Origin of the sequence: Pantoea sp. JK, from assembly GCF_026130245.1 — a bacterium.
Taxonomy (GTDB): domain Bacteria; phylum Pseudomonadota; class Gammaproteobacteria; order Enterobacterales; family Enterobacteriaceae; genus Pantoea; species Pantoea trifolii.
The window spans coordinates 60,988-76,938 of sequence record NZ_JAINFN010000002.1 but is presented as its reverse complement, the minus strand read 5'-3'; the positions used below and the strand labels follow the sequence as shown (position 1 = coordinate 76,938).

Annotated in this window: 16 protein-coding genes; 4 read left to right on the top strand and 12 right to left on the bottom strand. The window is 52.5% G+C overall.

The features are described 5' to 3' along the window. Nucleotides 1-327: 327 nt before the first annotated feature. The 11 genes from PanJK_RS04850 to PanJK_RS04800 all read right to left on the bottom strand — a co-directional run bounded on the left by PanJK_RS04850 (nucleotide 328) and on the right by PanJK_RS04800 (nucleotide 11,024). A complete protein-coding gene (locus PanJK_RS04850; protein WP_265297616.1) occupies nucleotides 328-1,416 on the bottom strand; it encodes an acyltransferase family protein in 1,089 nt (362 codons plus the stop codon). A gap of 358 nt (nucleotides 1,417-1,774) precedes the next feature. Further along, nucleotides 1,775-2,527: an L-cystine ABC transporter ATP-binding protein TcyN gene (gene tcyN, locus PanJK_RS04845; protein ID WP_008105333.1), complete on the bottom strand. Its 753-nt coding sequence runs from the start codon at nucleotides 2,525-2,527 to the stop codon at nucleotides 1,775-1,777. Then, a complete protein-coding gene (tcyL, locus tag PanJK_RS04840) occupies nucleotides 2,524-3,192 on the bottom strand; it encodes a cystine ABC transporter permease (protein ID WP_008105335.1) in 669 nt (222 codons plus the stop codon). Before tcyL ends, tcyN begins: the two co-directional genes overlap by 4 nt. Beyond that, nucleotides 3,192-3,992: a cystine ABC transporter substrate-binding protein gene (gene tcyJ / locus PanJK_RS04835; RefSeq protein ID WP_256696731.1), complete on the bottom strand. Its 801-nt coding sequence runs from the start codon at nucleotides 3,990-3,992 to the stop codon at nucleotides 3,192-3,194. Before tcyJ ends, tcyL begins: the two co-directional genes overlap by 1 nt. 107 nt (nucleotides 3,993-4,099) lie before the next feature. Further along, nucleotides 4,100-5,086, bottom strand: a complete 987-nt coding sequence (locus PanJK_RS04830; RefSeq protein ID WP_265297609.1) for a D-cysteine desulfhydrase — start codon at nucleotides 5,084-5,086, stop codon at nucleotides 4,100-4,102. A gap of 131 nt (nucleotides 5,087-5,217) precedes the next feature. Beyond that, on the bottom strand, nucleotides 5,218-5,721 hold the full coding sequence (gene fliZ / locus PanJK_RS04825) for a flagella biosynthesis regulatory protein FliZ (RefSeq protein ID WP_007891377.1): 504 nt from the start codon (nucleotides 5,719-5,721) through the stop codon (nucleotides 5,218-5,220). A 51-nt stretch (nucleotides 5,722-5,772) separates the two neighbouring features. Continuing rightward, complete coding sequence (locus PanJK_RS04820) at nucleotides 5,773-6,495, bottom strand: RNA polymerase sigma factor FliA (protein WP_007891379.1); 723 nt, start codon at nucleotides 6,493-6,495, stop codon at nucleotides 5,773-5,775. Nucleotides 6,496-6,638: 143 nt separating this feature from the next. Beyond that, nucleotides 6,639-7,607 carry an HNH endonuclease signature motif containing protein gene (locus tag PanJK_RS04815; protein WP_265297604.1) on the bottom strand — a complete coding sequence of 323 codons (969 nt, stop codon included), beginning with the start codon at nucleotides 7,605-7,607 and terminating at the stop codon, nucleotides 6,639-6,641. A 255-nt stretch (nucleotides 7,608-7,862) separates the two neighbouring features. Then, entirely contained in the window at nucleotides 7,863-8,228 is a 366-nt protein-coding gene (locus PanJK_RS04810) for a cell envelope integrity TolA C-terminal domain-containing protein (protein WP_265297602.1), read from the bottom strand. A gap of 82 nt (nucleotides 8,229-8,310) precedes the next feature. Beyond that, a complete protein-coding gene (locus PanJK_RS04805) occupies nucleotides 8,311-9,270 on the bottom strand; it encodes an HNH endonuclease signature motif containing protein (protein WP_265297600.1) in 960 nt (319 codons plus the stop codon). A 62-nt stretch (nucleotides 9,271-9,332) separates the two neighbouring features. Continuing rightward, complete coding sequence (locus PanJK_RS04800) at nucleotides 9,333-11,024, bottom strand: FliC/FljB family flagellin (RefSeq protein ID WP_265297598.1); 1,692 nt, start codon at nucleotides 11,022-11,024, stop codon at nucleotides 9,333-9,335. Nucleotides 11,025-11,361: 337 nt separating this feature from the next. Here PanJK_RS04800 and fliD point away from each other — a divergent pair, with 337 nt between their 5' ends. The 3 genes from fliD to fliT are packed head-to-tail and all read left to right on the top strand — an operon-like array spanning nucleotide 11,362 to nucleotide 13,556. Beyond that, a complete protein-coding gene (gene fliD, locus PanJK_RS04795) occupies nucleotides 11,362-12,783 on the top strand; it encodes a flagellar filament capping protein FliD (protein WP_265297596.1) in 1,422 nt (473 codons plus the stop codon). A gap of 12 nt (nucleotides 12,784-12,795) precedes the next feature. Continuing rightward, the gene (gene fliS / locus PanJK_RS04790) at nucleotides 12,796-13,203 is read left to right on the top strand and encodes a flagellar export chaperone FliS (protein WP_265297593.1); all 408 of its coding nucleotides are present in this window, start codon (nucleotides 12,796-12,798) and stop codon (nucleotides 13,201-13,203) included. Beyond that, a complete protein-coding gene (fliT, locus tag PanJK_RS04785; RefSeq protein WP_265297591.1) occupies nucleotides 13,203-13,556 on the top strand; it encodes a flagella biosynthesis regulatory protein FliT in 354 nt (117 codons plus the stop codon). The genes fliS and fliT overlap by 1 nt, the downstream gene beginning before the upstream one ends. 184 nt (nucleotides 13,557-13,740) lie before the next feature. On the opposite strand, the gene yedD is transcribed toward fliT, so the two are convergent. Then, the gene (yedD, locus tag PanJK_RS04780; protein WP_265297589.1) at nucleotides 13,741-14,208 is read right to left on the bottom strand and encodes a lipoprotein YedD; all 468 of its coding nucleotides are present in this window, start codon (nucleotides 14,206-14,208) and stop codon (nucleotides 13,741-13,743) included. A gap of 195 nt (nucleotides 14,209-14,403) precedes the next feature. Here yedD and PanJK_RS04775 point away from each other — a divergent pair, with 195 nt between their 5' ends. Next, on the top strand, nucleotides 14,404-15,948 hold the full coding sequence (locus PanJK_RS04775; protein WP_265297587.1) for a methyl-accepting chemotaxis protein: 1,545 nt from the start codon (nucleotides 14,404-14,406) through the stop codon (nucleotides 15,946-15,948). Nucleotides 15,949-15,951: the final 3 nt, after the last annotated feature.

The window sequence follows — 15,951 nt, the reverse complement described above, 5'->3', positions numbered from 1 at the left end:
AATGTTTTTTTGTGGTCCTGATATAACAATACTTTACACATCCAGACAAAAATAGAACCCTGAGCAGGCTAAGGAAATTTGCCTTAATTAGAGTCACTAAAAGGTTATTAAGTAAAATAAGTGTGAGCGGTGTCGCGTAGGGAAATTAAGAACAATCCACCCTTTCTTATGCCAGATTAAATTCAAATCCTAAATAAAGAATTATTTAATGTGGCAAATGGATAAGCGTGAATATTAGCGTTGTGGTAACGCGGAAGTTGTAGGGTCGCCATTAATGGCGACCGAATAACAAACAAAATCAGGACCAAAAAAACTGGCCCGATTAAATTATTGCTGCGGCGCGCTTTTGCTTTCGAGCGCAGATTTACGCAACAGGCGCGGATAGAGAAATAGCATGCGGCCCGGCCCCCGGTTGAGCAGCGTCCACACCAGCAGAGAAATACTGGTACACAACGCAACGCCGGTAATTGGCATCAACAGCGCCCATACCCAGCTAAAGGCGGTATTGTCAAACCAGCCATATTGCACCGCCAGCACGATCGCACTCAGCCCCAGCAGCTCAATAAAGATGCGGTGCAGCACGTAGATTTGCAGCGTGTTGCGGCCAATCCAGTTGAGCCACGCCATATTGAATCGTTCATTGAGGAAGCGGCACAGCACAATGCCAAACACGATGGTCAGCAGGCTGTAGAACGGATTTTTGTAGATGCCACCGACATGATGCAGCAGACCGATCAGCGCAATGCCGCCCATCATCAACCAGTGCTGACGCTTCAGCTCACTCAACTCAATCAACGCCTGGCTGAAGAACACGCCGAGCAGGAAGTAGAGATAGTTCTGCGCCACGCTGGCAGGTCCCCAGCCGGGAATCAGGCTGAATTGTGCCGCGTAGGTGGCGACAATCGCCAGCGCCATTAAGGCCAGCTTCTGTTTGTGGAACAGCTTGGTGAACAGGAAGAATCCGGCCAGCGCGTAGAGATACCAGAGGCTCGTCATCGAGGTCATCAGCAGCTTAACGAACTCAAACGGCGTGTCCGCATAGGCGGCGTTTTTGGTGCTGGAGAGCCGTTCCCCGAGATGCGTGGAGATGTAGTGAATGCTCAGCCACTGAATGACGCCCCACAGCAGGTAGAGGTAGACGATGTTGCTGAACTTCTTGGTGAACACCTCTTTCCAGCTCTTTTTGGTGATTGAACTGGCAGCCAGCAAACCGGAGACAAAAAAGAAGGCCGGCATACGCAGCGGTGACAGATAGGTGTTAAATGCCACCCACCAGTGTGCGGGCAGCAGTCCAGCGGTGAGATGATGCAGCGAAGGCGCGAACGTGGTGATGATGGAGTGATGTAACACCACCATCAAAATACAGCCCCCTTTGAGCGTGTTGATCCAGAGGACCTCTTTCCTGGCAGTCGTCATTGCTATGTCCTAATTGCGCCATGAATTTGTAAAGAATTATTTATATTTACAAAGATGTCTCAATCAGGACTTTCCTAATAAGGAAAATCTCGGAAGCACTAAGGCGAGAGGGAGTTAATTTATCATTAAATTCAATGCGTTATATTTAATTATGAAATTAACTTTAGGATAAAACCGAGAGATAAAGACCAGCAGATAATGAATAAAAACCGGTTATTTCTTTAATGTACGTCTTGCAATTGAGTAGAAATATCGATGAGCGGTTAAGCGGTGCGCATGAATGCGCACCCTACGATGTAGCGTGCAGGATGCGCATGGTCTTCGTAGGGTCGCCATTTATGGTGACCTGCCGTTTAAATCACTGGTTCAAAAACTTGTCGAGAAATTGCCGGGTACGCGCCTGCTGCGGATTACTGAATAGCTCTTTTGCCGCGCCCTGCTCCACGATGCGTCCCTGATCCATAAAGATGGCGCGATCCGCGACGTCACGCGCAAAGCTCATCTCATGGGTGACGATCACCATGGTGCGTTTCTCCTGCGCCAGCGCGCGAATGGTGTTAAGCACCTCGCCCACCAGCTCAGGATCAAGCGCCGACGTCGGCTCATCGAACAGAATCACTTCCGGACGCATCGCCAGCGCGCGGGCAATCGCCACACGCTGCTGCTGTCCGCCAGAAAGACGACGCGGAAAACTCTCTTCCTTGCCGTGCAATCCCACTTTCTCCAGCAAACTGCGCGCCCGCGCGATGGCTTCCGCCTTCGGTTCACCTTTGACGATCACCGGCCCTTCAATGATGTTCTCCAGCACCGAGCGGTGCGGGAACAGATTGAAGTTCTGGAATACAAAGCCAACCTGCTGACGCAACTGGCGCACCAGCTGCTTCTGCTTATTGAGGCCGAGCGCCGCATCAATGGCAATATCACCGACTTTAATACGTCCGCTTTCCGGTACTTCCAGCAAATTGATACTGCGCAGCAGCGTGGTTTTACCGGAGCCGCTTGGCCCGATAATGGCCACCACTTCGCCAGGTGCCACGTCGAGATCGATGCCGTGCAGCACCGTCTGGCCGTGAAACTGTTTCACCAGCTGACGGACTTCAATTGCACTCATTTGCCCTCCCGATCCTGTCGATTCACATGCGCTTCCAGGCGATTTTGCAACGCCGACAGCACGGTCGCCATCACCCAGTAAATCAGCGAGGCCGCCAGATACATGGTGAACACTTCCAGCGTCCGTGAGGTGATCAGCTGCGCCTGACGGAACAGCTCCGGCACCTGAATGGTGGCGGCCAGCGAGGTATCTTTCACCAGGCTGATAAAGCTGTTGCCCAGCGGCGGCAGCGCGGTGCGCGCGGCCTGCGGCAGGATTACGCGGCGTAGCGTTTGCCACGGCGTCATGCCAATGCTGGCAGCGGCTTCCCACTGCCCGCGTTCAATCGAGGCAATCGCGCCACGCAGTGATTCAGAAGCGTAAGCAGCGGTATTCAGCGACAGACCAATCATCGCCGACGGAATCGGATCCAGCTCGATACCAAACTGTGGCAGACCGTAATAGATCATAAACAGTTGAGCGATGAGCGGCGTGCCACGAAAAATCGACACGTAGATGCGCGCCAGCCAGTTGATTGGCCAGAAGTGCGACAGACGCATTAGCGCCAGCACGAAGCCAAGTATCAGGCCGAAGAACATCCCGCCGATACTCAGCTGCAGCGTGAACAGCGCGCCTTTCAGTAAAAAGGGTGCTGAATCCAGCACCAGTTGTAAGCTTTCCTGCATTATTTAGTGACGTCCGCGCCGAACCATTTCTCAGACAGTTTGCTCAGCGAGCCATCTTTCTGCATGTCCGCGATGGCGGAGTCGATGGCTTTCAGCAGATCGTCGTTGCCTTTACGCAGCGCCACGCCTGATTCCAAACGGGAAAAGGCCGGACCAGCCACCGCCATGGTGTCGCCGGTTTTCTTCACCAGATCCAGCGCCGCTAAGCGGTCCACCAGAATGGCATCTAAACGGCCTGAACGCAGATCCTGATACTTGGTTGGGTCATCATCATAGGTACGCACATCGGCTTTTGGCACGTTATCCTTCAGCCACTGCTCGTAGTTGGAACCGAGACCGACGCCGACTTTCTTGCCGGCCAGATCGTCTGGCTTGGTGACGGTTGCTGCGTTTTTCTTCAGCGTCAGCGCCTGCACGCCAGAAATGGTGTACGGCGTAGAGAAGTCATACTTTTTCTTGCGCTCTGGCGAGATGGTGACCTGATTGATCACCACATCGATGCGTTTAGAATCCAGCGAGGCCAGCATACCGTCCCATTTGGTCGGACGCAGATCGGCTTTCACGCCAAGGTGTTGAGCCAGCGCCTGCGCGAATTCCACTTCAAAACCGGTCAGCTGGCCTTTTTCGTCCTGGAAGCTGAACGGCGGATACGTGCCTTCAAGACCGACGCGAAGCTCACCTTTACTCTTCACTTTTGCCAGCAAATCTTCTGCGGCGAAGGATTTAACGTTAACGCCCGCAACCAGCGCGACCGCCATCATGCCCATCACCATTTGGCGACGAATAGGAGAGAAAATCATGTTTACCCCATTTATTGTGATGTGTTGTTGTGTGCTTTGTAGGGTCGCCATGCATGGCGACCTCTTCTGAATAACCGCCGGATTATAAACCGTTTTTACGTTCTGTCTCAGATCGAAGGGTGATAAGCAAATAACGCCGGCGATCCACCGGTATGCACGAACAGCAGCGGACCTTCACGACGGAAGCGATTTTGCGCAATACCATCGATTAATCCCGCCATCGCTTTGCCGGTGTACACCGGATCGAGCATGATGCCTTCCAGGCGCGCCAGCAGTTTCACCGCCGCCATGCCCTCTTCGTTGGGTTCGCCATAACGCGGCGCGAAGTAATCATCCCACAAGGTGATCGGTGCTTTGGCCTGCACTTCCAGCTGCTCGGCTAACGCGCTACGAATGCGTTCCACCACCGGCAACTGCGCCTCAACTTTACGCGATACGGTGACGCCCACCAGCTCGGTTTCTGGCAGCAATTGCTCCAGACCAATCGCCAAACCCGCGTGCGTGCCGGCGCTGCCGGAAGCCACCACCACTGCGGCAAAATCCACCACGCCTTCGCTTTGATGGGCAATCTCCTGCGCGCACTCAACGTAACCGAGCGCACCGAGTGCATTGGAGCCGCCAACCGGCACAATGTACGGTCGGAATCCCTGTGCTTCGAGGTGTTCGGCCTGCGCGGCCAGCTGTTCAGTGGGATTGTGCAGCGCATCGACCATGACGATTTCCACATCCATCAAATCGAGCAGCAAGCGGTTGCCGTTGCTGAGATAGTTTTCTGCTGTGGTGTCAATCGGGTTTTCCAGCAGCGCCACGCACTTCAGGCCGAGCTTCGCCGCCACGGCGGCGGTTTGACGCACATGGTTAGATTGAATGGCGCCCGCCGTCAGCAGCACATCCGCGCCTTCGCGCAGCGCATCCGCAGCAAGGAATTCGAGTTTACGCAGTTTGTTACCGCCGAGGGCAACCGGCGTGAAGTCATCGCGCTTAATAAAGATATCGCGACCCAGATAGTCAGAAAGCCGTGGCAAATGCTCAAGCGGCGTAGGTGCACCGAGTAATTCAAGACGTGGGAACTGGTGCAGAAGATGTAAGGACAATGCAGCCTCCATTCGGGCAATGTGCAGTTATCCATACAGTGTTGCAGAAGATGAGAAAAGTCGCACCCGGAATTCACCGCGTGCTGCCCTTGTTGCTGTCATGCTCGACAACAACAAGGGTGGATTCACCATCAGCCCTGCTGCCAGCCTAAAAACTGGTCATATTTGCGCAGTGCGATGCGGTAATTGTTATTACCCGCATCAGGCAGATCGTTCTCCAGACACTCATGCCAGCTATTGCCCCGTAAACGATCGGCCGGGAAATTTTTCGCCTTCAGCATGTCATCAAGCCGACGCAAACGTACTACATACTCACGTATGGTACTGTGGCTCATCTCCGTCTGCTCAAACAGGTATTGCTTAAACGCCATAATGTCGAAGTAATTCGGATGGGTATTACAGAAAATATCGCTGCAGAAACGACACAAGGCGGTCAATTCTGGCTGGAGTTTCATCCACACCTGATCGTCAATCATTTGGTCCATGCGTGCGATGGCCTCTTTATTGATGATCTGGCCGCGAAAGACTAACGCCATACGATCTAAAACTTTGCCACAGTGTGAACAATTGCTTTGGCTGTGCTTATAGTCTTTAAGATAGCGACTTAACGGTCTGGCTTTAACTTTGGCTCCCATTGCTGAGTCCCCGGTTTTATTGTTTTTTTCGATCGCCAGGAACTGAGTCTGTTAGCGCGCCCCCGATAATCGGGCACGCAGGCGTTTGATCGCCTGACTGTGCAGTTGGCTGACGCGGGATTCCCCCACTTCCAGCACCGCGCCAATCTCCTTCAGGTTCAGTTCTTCCTGGTAGTACAGTGTGAGCACGAGTTTTTCACGTTCAGGCAACGCCTCAATCGCTTCAATTACGCGGTCACGTAGGTTTCCTTCCAACAACTGATGAAGCGGGTTGGCTTCCTCATGCCCCTCCGTCACCAGCTCCGCACTGTCGCCGTGTTCTTCCCGATACTCGTCGTAGGAGAAGAGTTGGCTGTTGTTGGTATCGAGCAGAATCTGCCGATACTCCTCCAGCGAAACATTCAGGCGCTCAGCCACTTCCTGCTCAGTAGCCGAGCGCCCCAACGCTTGTTCTACCTGATGCATGGCACCTGCGACTTCGCGCGCATTTCTGCGTACGCTGCGTGGTGCCCAGTCGCGACTGCGCAGTTCATCCAGCATTGCTCCCCGGATACGCTGCACGGCGTAGGTGGTAAAGGCGGTGCCCTGTAACGCGTCGTAGCGCTCCACGGCATTCAATAAGCCAATGCCACCGGCCTGCAGCAGATCGTCAAGCTCAACGCTGGCTGGCAAACGTACCTGCAGGCGTAGCGCTTCATGCCGCACCAGAGGAACGTAGCGCTGCCAGAGCGAATGTTTATCCATCACGCCATCGGCGGTATAGAGATCGTTCACGTTGACTACCCTGCGTTAGTAAAGTTATCGGCATGATTATCCAATTCTGTAGGGGTTTTGATTGGCAGAATAGGCGGGCAAAAGCGAGGTTATTTCAAATTTGTTATGGATGGCGGTGGATCGCACCGCCATCCGCGCGGGCGTTAGCGCAAATTACGCAGTCTTTCCCGCGTGCCAGGCGGCACCGCATCCCATAATGCGCAAACTTTGCCCTCAAGTGCCTGATAAAAAGGGGTAATCAACGCTTCAGTTTCCAGCGCAGGATTAAACAGCACCTGACCCGTTTCCGCGTTGATGCTTATCATTTTGTTGATAAACAGCCGCTGCAGGTCGCTGCGCAGGAATAAGCCGTTATCGGCGCTGTTATCCGCCAGAAAGCCCTCTTCGTTCTCTTGCGTGTCGATGTAGCAGGCTTCCACCCACGGCCAGCTGTGACGTTCGGTCAGTTGCGTGCCGGTGATGATGCAGGCGCCGTAGCGCGCTTTCACCGCCGAGGTGAACTCCGCCTGACTGGTGCGCTGCAGCACTTTGGCTTTCACGCGTCGCCCCACTTCGGTGCCGGGCATCACGCCGCTCGGCACTTTGTATTGCGGCGTGCTCAACACCACCAGAAACTGGATTTTGCGCGACAGCGGGAAGCACGGATGCGCCTGCGCATCGAACAGCTGCCAATACTCATCCTCTTCGGTCTGCCGCATCAGCACCAGCTTAAAGCCCCGGCTGTTGAGCAGATTCTGCGCCGCTGCCGAATTGGGATCGAGCATGGCAAACACCTGGGTTTCGCCGACCACTTTCCAGCGCCCTTCTTTGCGCGCCTCATCGTTGCGACGGAAATAGAGAAACGCCATTTGGTTCTTCAGGTAATGCTCAAAGCGGCGCAGATAATTTTTGCGCTCATTATCGTCGGAAACAAACAACAGATCCTCAATTGGACTGTTGATCTCCTCCTGCGCAAAAAGTGCGCGGATCACTAAATTGCGAAAACTGGTCGACGGGCTCAGCAACCCGCGAGCGGTGAGTTCCTTTTCATCAGGATGCTGCTGCGTGTAGCGCAGCGCAATCTCTTCGAAGGTCAGTAGCTCACCCGGTAACAAGTCATAATTGAAGCGCATAGACACCCCAGAAACGGAAAAATGTGGTTCAAAAATTGGAATGGTTCTGAGGGGAGTTATCGGCAGATTTGGTACGGACTGTAACAAGGCGGTTACTTTTCTGAGGATGTTTGGTGCTTGGTGAAATCGTTGTTTTTGTTGGGATGGGATTTGGATTAGTGCAGAAGGAATCACTGGGTTGGTTTTGCTCCAGGTCACCATAAATGGCGACCCTACAAAGGCGTTCGTCGTAGGGGCGCCATTTATGGCGACCGTTTACTTCTCTGGCGCAAAATGCAGTACCGGATGCGTAAGCACCTTGTGTATCTCTGGCGACGGCGGTGCCGGAAACGTAGCATTTTTTAGCGCATCCGAGGCAGCCGTGCATAAGCTGGGATCGCCGGTTAAAACATGGAAGTCCGTCAATTGTCCCTTCTCATCCAAATCAAGTCGCACATCGCAGGTTTTGCCTGCGTAGGTATCGGCATCAAATAACTGCGTGGTGATGGCATAGTTGATTCCGGCGATATAGCTGTGGAGATCGGTCACCACCGGCGGCGGCGGAACGTTAACATGAGAGCGAGGATGTTTTGGTACAGCACAACCGGACAACAGCAGAACAACAAAGAGAAGAATGCGCATAGATCACGTCCTGTGAGGATTATTTTAAAAAGTATACCCACATATTATTTATATGCAGGTATCAAGTAAACCAGAGCGGACTTTAGCTAAGATTCTTAAATTTATCCTGACAAACATTATAATGTCGTTTCAAAAATTGGATGTTGGCGTAACGTTTAATTTCATCCCAATGTTTACAGGTTCGCCCATTAATTTTTTTATATGTTTTCAGTAATGCGGCATCATGGGTTAAGAGTTCAACTGCGCCATTATTAGGGTTAATGGTAAGGATTTTAGCATCAAATAAGCGGTGCAAATCACTGCGCAGCAGCAAACCATTGTCCAGACCATTGTGGCGGAAATGTTTTTCGTTATTTTTATCATCTCCGATGTGCGCAGCTTCAAGCCAAGAGGCTGCTTGTTCATTGTGGGGTAATCCAGTGACCACACAGCCAGGATAATAGTTGAGTAATGTGTTTCGAAGCTTTTGCTGATCCATTCTCACCAAAACTTCACGCTCAATCCGTCTGCCAACATCCTCACCATCCTCATCTTTAGGTAATTCAGCTTGTTGGGTATAGATGAGTTTCACTGCATAGGTGAAATCACGTGCGGCACTAAATTGCGGCTCGCCCTGCGCATTTATAAGCTGCCAGCGTTGATCTTGCTCGATCAACTTATGGCCTGATTTCTTTAAGAGTTTCTTTAATTCACCATCATTGGGTTTTAATAATGCTTCCACTCTGGCTTCGCCAGCAACCCGCCATTTATTTTGGCGTGAATTTGTACGGCGAAAAACCCAAATACCTTTGTTGTTGGTGAGCAGATTTACAAAGTTCGTTCGATAGTTACCTTTACCATCGCCAACAAATAACAGTTCATCAATGTCACCGTTCAGCGAAGCTTCCGCGAAAATGGCACGAGGTAATTTGTGTCTGCCGTTGGGCCTAAGAAATCCGCTATTCTGCAAGCCCGTTTGGTCCTTAATATCCTGACGATACTTATCATCAATTTCTTTAAACGTGAGTAGTTCACCAATATGCGGCATCAGAAGTTTGGTCATGGTATTTTCTCCAAAAAAAACCCCGCCGAAGCGGGGTCTGATAAGCAAGAAGCTTAGAGCGATTAGCCCTGCAGCAGAGACAGAACCTGCTGTGGAACCTGGTTAGCTTTAGCCAACACTGAGTTACCCGCCTGCTGAATGATCTGTGCTTTAGACATGTTTGAAACTTCAGTGGCGTAGTCAGCATCCTGAATACGAGACTGTGCTTCAGACAGGTTAGTCGTGGTGTCGTTCAGGTTAGTTACCGCTGAATCCAGACGGTTCTGAATCGCACCCAGTGAAGAACGGAACTTATCGATGTCGCTGATAGCGGCATCCAGTGCTTTCAGCGGGTCAGCAGTGGTTGCTGCAGTAGTCGCTGCATCAGTAGTGAATTTGCCATCAGCATCTTTGTAAACTGCTTTGCCTGAACCGTTAGTTACTGAACCATCAGTTTGCAGGAACAGAGATTTAGTGTTAACACCAGTCAGAGAGCCATCAGTATTGGTGTAAGCTTGAGCGCCACCATAAGTTACTGCACCAGCAGCATCCACTGCAACTTCAGTCGCGCCAGTACCTGAAGTGAAACCAGTACCAGTTGAAGCTGACTGCAGAGCAGCAGCTGTCATTTTAACGCCAGTCAGGCCAATTGCTCCAACATCAGCACCATCATCGTCACCCGCAAAAGTGATTACAGTATTATCAGCGGTAGTGATAGTGACTGGAACAGGGGCAGCACCATTGGTGTTCTTGGTCAGACCATCCAGTGTTGCAGCAGCAGGTGAGCCGGCACTGTTCTGGGTCAGGTTACCAGTTGAGTCGATATACAGTGCAGAACCGTCTTTAGCAGTGATTTTGCCATCGCTTGACAGGTTTACGTCTACTGAAGTTGTACCAATTTTAACACTCAGGCTAGCGGTATCACCAGCTTTAGGCGTCAGGTAAGACTGAACCTGAGCACCGGTTACTGCAGTGCTTGATGCCACATCAAACGAATAAGTACCTGCAGCTTTATCTAAGGTATAGGTATTAGATGCAGCAGCAGCACCAAAACCGTTGCTAATTGTGGTAGTAACAACTGCACCATCTGCAAGGCTTGAAAATGCTTGTGCAGCAGTTGACTCTTTCAGGCCAGCACTTACGGTGTAAGTGGTTACGCCGTTAGCCGCTGGAGTTGGAGCAGCACCAATCTGTGCTGAATCCAAATCAGCTTTAGTTGCAGCAGTGTTAGCTACTGAACCAGAACCGTTTACGTTGAAACCTGTCAGGCCCAGAGTTTTGCTGTCGATTTGCTTCAGGTCGATTGAGATAGTCTGGCCATCGTTCGCGCCAACCTGGATTTTCATGGTGCCGTCTTTAGCCAGCACGTTCACGCCGTTGAACTGAGTCTGACCAGATACGCGGTCAATTTCATCCAGACGGGATTTGATTTCGTCCTGGATTGAGTCCAGGTCAGACTGGCTGTTGGTGCCGTTCTGAGACTGTACAGTCAGTTCACGAACACGCTGTAAGTTGTTGTTGATTTCTGACAGTGCGCCTTCAGTGGTCTGCGCTGCAGAGATACCGTCGTTGGCGTTACGTGCCGCCTGAGTCAAACCGTTGATGTTAGACTGGAAGCGGTTAGCAATTGCCTGACCTGCTGCGTCATCTTTAGCGCTGTTGATACGCAGACCTGAAGACAGGCGCTCAATAGCGGTAGACATTGCAGACTGGTTTTTGTTGATGTTGTTCTGTGTGATCAGCGAGAGGCTGTTGGTATTAATGACTTGGGCCATGATAATTATTCCTGTTAATCAAGTCTTTCGGTTAAGGTGTGGGCTTCAACCCGCCGGCTTCAGCGCCGTCAAAGTTGTTATCGTCTGCCCTTAAACAACCTTTAGATTTTTTTTAGGACCAGGTGAAAATTTTTCCCTTCAACCTGTCACGCTTATCTTTATCGCCCTCTCTGTAGACATCTTTAGTCCGACTTGATCATTTTTTCTAGCGCCAGAAATACCCTTCTCTATATGCCTTATTCGCTTTATTAGCCGCTGGTAAAAAATTCTAAACTTTGAGCCTATAAAGCCGATAACCGCGGTATCACTTTCCGTGTCGACATGAAAAGGAAACAACATGGCTAGTATCTCTACCCTCGGTGTCGGTTCAGGCCTCGACTTAAGCAGTATTTTGGATAGTTTAACCACGGCGGAAAAAGCCTCACTTACGCCGATTACTACTCAGCAGAGCGCTTATACCGCCAAACTGAGTGCCTACGGTACGTTATCCAGTGCATTAACCGCCTTTCAAACCGCGAACACCGCGCTGAATAGCGCAGATCTGTTTAGCGCGACTACGGCAACCAGCACCTCAAGTGCGTTCAGCGCAACGACATCGGGCAACACCGTTGCGGGCAAATACAGCATCAGCGTTACGCAACTGGCGCAGGCACAAACGCTGACTTCCGGTATTCAAACCAGTAATACCACCGCACTGGGTAGTTCTGATGCCAGCCGCACCTTGTCGATCAAATTGGCGGACGGCACCAGCAAAGACATTACGCTGACCAGCGATCAAACTTCGCTGACCGGTATGCGTGATGCGATTAACGGCGCCGGTGCGGGCGTAAGCGCGAGCATTATTAAAGTCGCTGACGGTGAATACCGCCTTTCACTCACCGCGTCGAAAACCGGTGAAGCGAATGCGGTCTCCTCAGTCACCGTGACCGGCGATGACACTTTGCAGGGCATTGTCGGTTTTGATGCCACGAAAAGTGATGCCGATAACCCACTCGACCTCAGCGTTAAAGCGCAAGATGCTGAATTAACCGTGAATAACGTGGCTATCACCAGCAGCACCAACACCATTAGTGATGCGCTGGAAGGAATCACGTTGAATCTGAGTGATGTCACCAGTGGAAATCAATCGCTGACCATTACCCAAGATACTTCTAAAGCCTCAACGGCTATTTCTAACTTCGTTGATGCGTATAACAACCTGCTTGATCAGTTCAACGCGCTGACCAAATACACTGCGGTGGATACCGGTTCAGATGCGCAAGATTCCAGCAATGGTGCCCTGCTCGGGGATAGCACTCTGCGCAGCATTCAAACCCAGATTAAAAGTCTACTGACCAACAATACGAGTTCATCAGCGTATAAAACGCTGGCACAGATTGGCGTGACGTCGGATCCCACCACCGGCGAATTAACGTTGGATGCCGATAAGTTAAAAACGGAACTCACCAAAGATCCTACGGGCATTAAAGAGATGATTGTGGGTGACGGTAAAACCACCGGCATTACCACGAAGCTGGCGACAAACCTGACCAGCTGGCTGTCATCAACCGGCAGCATTCAGTCGGCGAAAGATGGTGTCAGTAAAACGCTGAATACCCTGACTGAGCAGTACAACAGCACCAATACGCGCATCAATAACCTGATTGCGCGTTACAAAGCGCAGTTTACGCAACTCGACGTCACCATGAACTCGTTGAACAGCACCAGCGATTATCTGACGCAGCAGTTCGAGAATATGACGTCAAGCAGTTCAAAATAATTAGGAGTGACCATGTACAGCGCTAATGGCACACAAGCCTACGCAAAAATCGGGGTGGAAAGCTCAGTGATGAGCGCCAATCAACAGCAGCTGATTACCTTGCTGTTTGACGGTGCGATCAGCGCACTGGTCCGCGCCCGCCTGTTTATGCAGGACAACAATATCCAGGGAAAAGGTAACTCGATTTCCAAGGCCATTAATATCATTGAGGGCGGACTCAAGCAGGGCCTCAATGAGCAATCAGGCGATGACCTGACCGACAACCTGTTAGGGCTCTATTCCTATATGGTTCGCCGTCTGGTTCAGGCTAATCTGCGTAATGATGTCGAAGCCCTCGAAGAAGTTGAAGGTCTTCTGCGCAATATCGCTGATGCCTGGAAAGAAGTCGTACAACCTCAACACCTTCAGGACGCCGTTTAATGAATATTGCACCGCCACTCGTCACCGTTTACCAACAGTTACTCGATCTCAGCCATGGAATGCTGCGTCTGGCAGCAGAAGGCGAATGGGATGATTTGATTACCAAGGAAGTGGACTATGTCAGTGCGGTGCAAAGACTGGCGCAAACAACCGAAGCCGCCGCACCGTCGCGCCAGCTGCAAGAGCAGTTGCGTCCGGTGTTACGCCATATTCTTGATAATGAGAGCGAAGTGAAACGTCTGCTGCAGTTGCGTATGGATGAATTGACGCAGCTGGTGGGCCAGTCATCGATGCAGAAATCGGTGATGAGCGCGTATGGTAAGCAAGGTAGCGTGTATTTGCCGCAGGGTTAGATGTAGGACTCTGCGCGCTGATGCCCTCACCCCGGCCCTCTCCCACAGGGAGAGGGAGATGCTGCAATATGTCAGATGGGCTCGATCGGTTCCCTCTCCCACAGGGAGAGGGAGATGCTGCAGTATGCCAGATGGGCTCGATCGGTTCCCTCTCCCTGTGGGAGAGGGTTAGGGTGAGGGAAAACTACTTCTGCGTCGCCGTCGTAACCGGGCGCATAATCTCTGGCTCGATATCCTGAATCACCGCCTCATTCGGACGCTTTGCCACTTCTTCCAGCGCCTGCTGGCACTCAACGGTTGGCCGATCCACTTTACGCAGTCTCAACCCATCGTAACGCAGCTCACCGTTCTCCAGCACCAGCGGCATCACGCGCACCTGGCGCGTCACGTTGACCCAATCATCGCCCAGACGGGTTAATTTGCCCGGTTTGGCAATCACGCGCTGCCACTGACGGCAATCCAGCGTGTCGCCTTCGGCACCGATAATCAGGCTGCCCATCGCTTGCTTGCTGATCAGCTTGCTTTGCGGGCCCACGGTTTGCCAGTTGCCTTGCAGCTCCAGCGGCGCCGGGGTTTTCACCGCCTGGTCATAATTGCTGATCTGCGCACAGCCACTCAGCGCCAGCGCGGCCACTATCATCCACTTTTTCATTCTCGGTCCCTACACTCGCATCAATGGCGGCTACGTTATAATTTTTCCCATCCGTTGCGCAAGGTATCTGCTGCGCGGCGCACGTTTTTCCTCAAGCTGCTCATTTCCCGGCCGATAACTCTTCTGGAGTTAAAAGAGCCTGCAAAAACAATAATGACCGACTACACACTCACCTTCGTTACGGAGAACACCGTTATGCGATTGACTCTTCGCGCGCGTCTGACATCGATTGTTGGCCTGCTGTGCATTTTACTGATTGTTGCCGCCATCTGGGGAATCATCGGCCTGCGCGCCGCCGACCAACGGGCGCAAAACGCCTACCAGAATGAGCTGTTACCGCTGCAATATTCGTCTCGCCTGTACCGCATGGTGCAGGAACAATCCTCGACTCTTTTCGATGCCCTGCGCTACTGGACCGACAGCAGCGAAGTGGAGAAACGTCTGGCGCGCATCGCGCATTACGGCGAGCAGATTGCGAAAGACCGTCAAACCTGGCAGCAGCTGGCGTTTGATGCACAAACCAAACCACTCAGCCAGCAATTCATCACCCATCTCGACGGCTGGCAAAGCGCGCTGAAAGATGCCGGAGAACTGCTGAAGGGCGGCAACCCGTCCGGCGCGCTGGTGGTGATTGAAACCCGCCTGCGCAGCGGCAGTCAGCTGCTGCAACAGGACATCGATCAGCTTGATGCGTTAATGCGCCAGCATGCAGAACTCACCTATCGGCAGAGCAACAGCGATTACCAGCTGGCGCGTAACAGTCTGATTATCATACTGCTGGTCGGGCTGAGCGTGGCGCTGGTGTTCGGCTGGTTGCTGATCCGCTCGATCAACCGGTCGATTGGTCAGGCACGCGAACTGGCCGAATCGATTGCGGCCGGTGAACTGAATCATGATATCGGCAGCGTTTCGCACGATGAGATGGGCGAACTGATGCAGTCGCTACTGCGCATGGATGTGCGTCTGGCGGAGATTGTGCGCGACGTAGGCGAAAGCGCCAGCGCACTGAGTGATGCGGCGCGTCAGATGGCCGACGGCAATGACGATCTCTCTGAACGCACCCATTCGCAGGCCAGCTCGCTGGAGCAAACCGCTGCCAGCATGGAACAGATGACCGCCACGGTGAAACACAACGCTGATAACGCCGCGCAGGCCAATGAACTGGCCACCGATGTGCGTCATCAGGCCGAACGCGGCAGCAGCGTATTGCGTGACGCGGTCAGCGCGATGGAGGAGATCGAATCTTCCAGCAAACGCATCGCCGATATCAACCGGGTGATCGATGAGATCGCCTTCCAGACTAACCTGCTGGCGCTGAATGCGGCAGTCGAAGCGGCACGCGCAGGCGAACAGGGACGCGGCTTTGCCGTGGTGGCATCCGAAGTGCGTCAACTGGCGCAACGTTCCGCCGGTGCTGCCCACGAGATCAAAGCGTTGATTGATGCCAGTGTCGGTAAAGTTGAAGCCGGCAGCGCGCTGGTGCAGCGTTCTGGCGCGATGCTCAATGACATCAATTTGGGCGTGGCGCGCGTGGTGGATATTGTCGGTGAAATCGCCGTGGCCAGCCGCCAGCAATCCAGCGGCATCGAACAGGTCAACACCGCTGTGATTCAGATGGATGGTGCGACGCAGCAAAACGCCTCGCTGGTGCAGGAAGCCAGCGCCGCCAGCCAGACTGTCAGCGAACATGCCGGATTGCTGGTGGAGAAGATGGCCTTCTTCCGCCTGCAAACGCGCTAAGGA

What these genes read in the sequence shown, in the direction of transcription:
- fliZ (WP_007891377.1), bottom strand. Translation starts at nt 5,721, where the DNA reads ATGGGAGCCAAAGTTAAAGCCAGACCGTTAAGTCGCTATCTTAAAGAC.
- tcyN (WP_008105333.1), bottom strand. Translation starts at nt 2,527, where the DNA reads ATGAGTGCAATTGAAGTCCGTCAGCTGGTGAAACAGTTTCACGGCCAG.
- PanJK_RS04800 (WP_265297598.1), bottom strand. Translation starts at nt 11,024, where the DNA reads ATGGCCCAAGTCATTAATACCAACAGCCTCTCGCTGATCACACAGAAC.
- PanJK_RS04850 (WP_265297616.1), bottom strand. Translation starts at nt 1,416, where the DNA reads ATGACGACTGCCAGGAAAGAGGTCCTCTGGATCAACACGCTCAAAGGG.
- fliD (WP_265297596.1), top strand. Translation starts at nt 11,362, where the DNA reads ATGGCTAGTATCTCTACCCTCGGTGTCGGTTCAGGCCTCGACTTAAGC.
- PanJK_RS04775 (WP_265297587.1), top strand. Translation starts at nt 14,404, where the DNA reads ATGCGATTGACTCTTCGCGCGCGTCTGACATCGATTGTTGGCCTGCTG.
- PanJK_RS04805 (WP_265297600.1), bottom strand. Translation starts at nt 9,270, where the DNA reads ATGACCAAACTTCTGATGCCGCATATTGGTGAACTACTCACGTTTAAA.
- PanJK_RS04815 (WP_265297604.1), bottom strand. Translation starts at nt 7,607, where the DNA reads ATGCGCTTCAATTATGACTTGTTACCGGGTGAGCTACTGACCTTCGAA.
- PanJK_RS04810 (WP_265297602.1), bottom strand. Translation starts at nt 8,228, where the DNA reads ATGCGCATTCTTCTCTTTGTTGTTCTGCTGTTGTCCGGTTGTGCTGTA.
- fliT (WP_265297591.1), top strand. Translation starts at nt 13,203, where the DNA reads ATGAATATTGCACCGCCACTCGTCACCGTTTACCAACAGTTACTCGAT.
- fliS (WP_265297593.1), top strand. Translation starts at nt 12,796, where the DNA reads ATGTACAGCGCTAATGGCACACAAGCCTACGCAAAAATCGGGGTGGAA.
- yedD (WP_265297589.1), bottom strand. Translation starts at nt 14,208, where the DNA reads ATGAAAAAGTGGATGATAGTGGCCGCGCTGGCGCTGAGTGGCTGTGCG.
- tcyL (WP_008105335.1), bottom strand. Translation starts at nt 3,192, where the DNA reads ATGCAGGAAAGCTTACAACTGGTGCTGGATTCAGCACCCTTTTTACTG.
- tcyJ (WP_256696731.1), bottom strand. Translation starts at nt 3,992, where the DNA reads ATGATTTTCTCTCCTATTCGTCGCCAAATGGTGATGGGCATGATGGCG.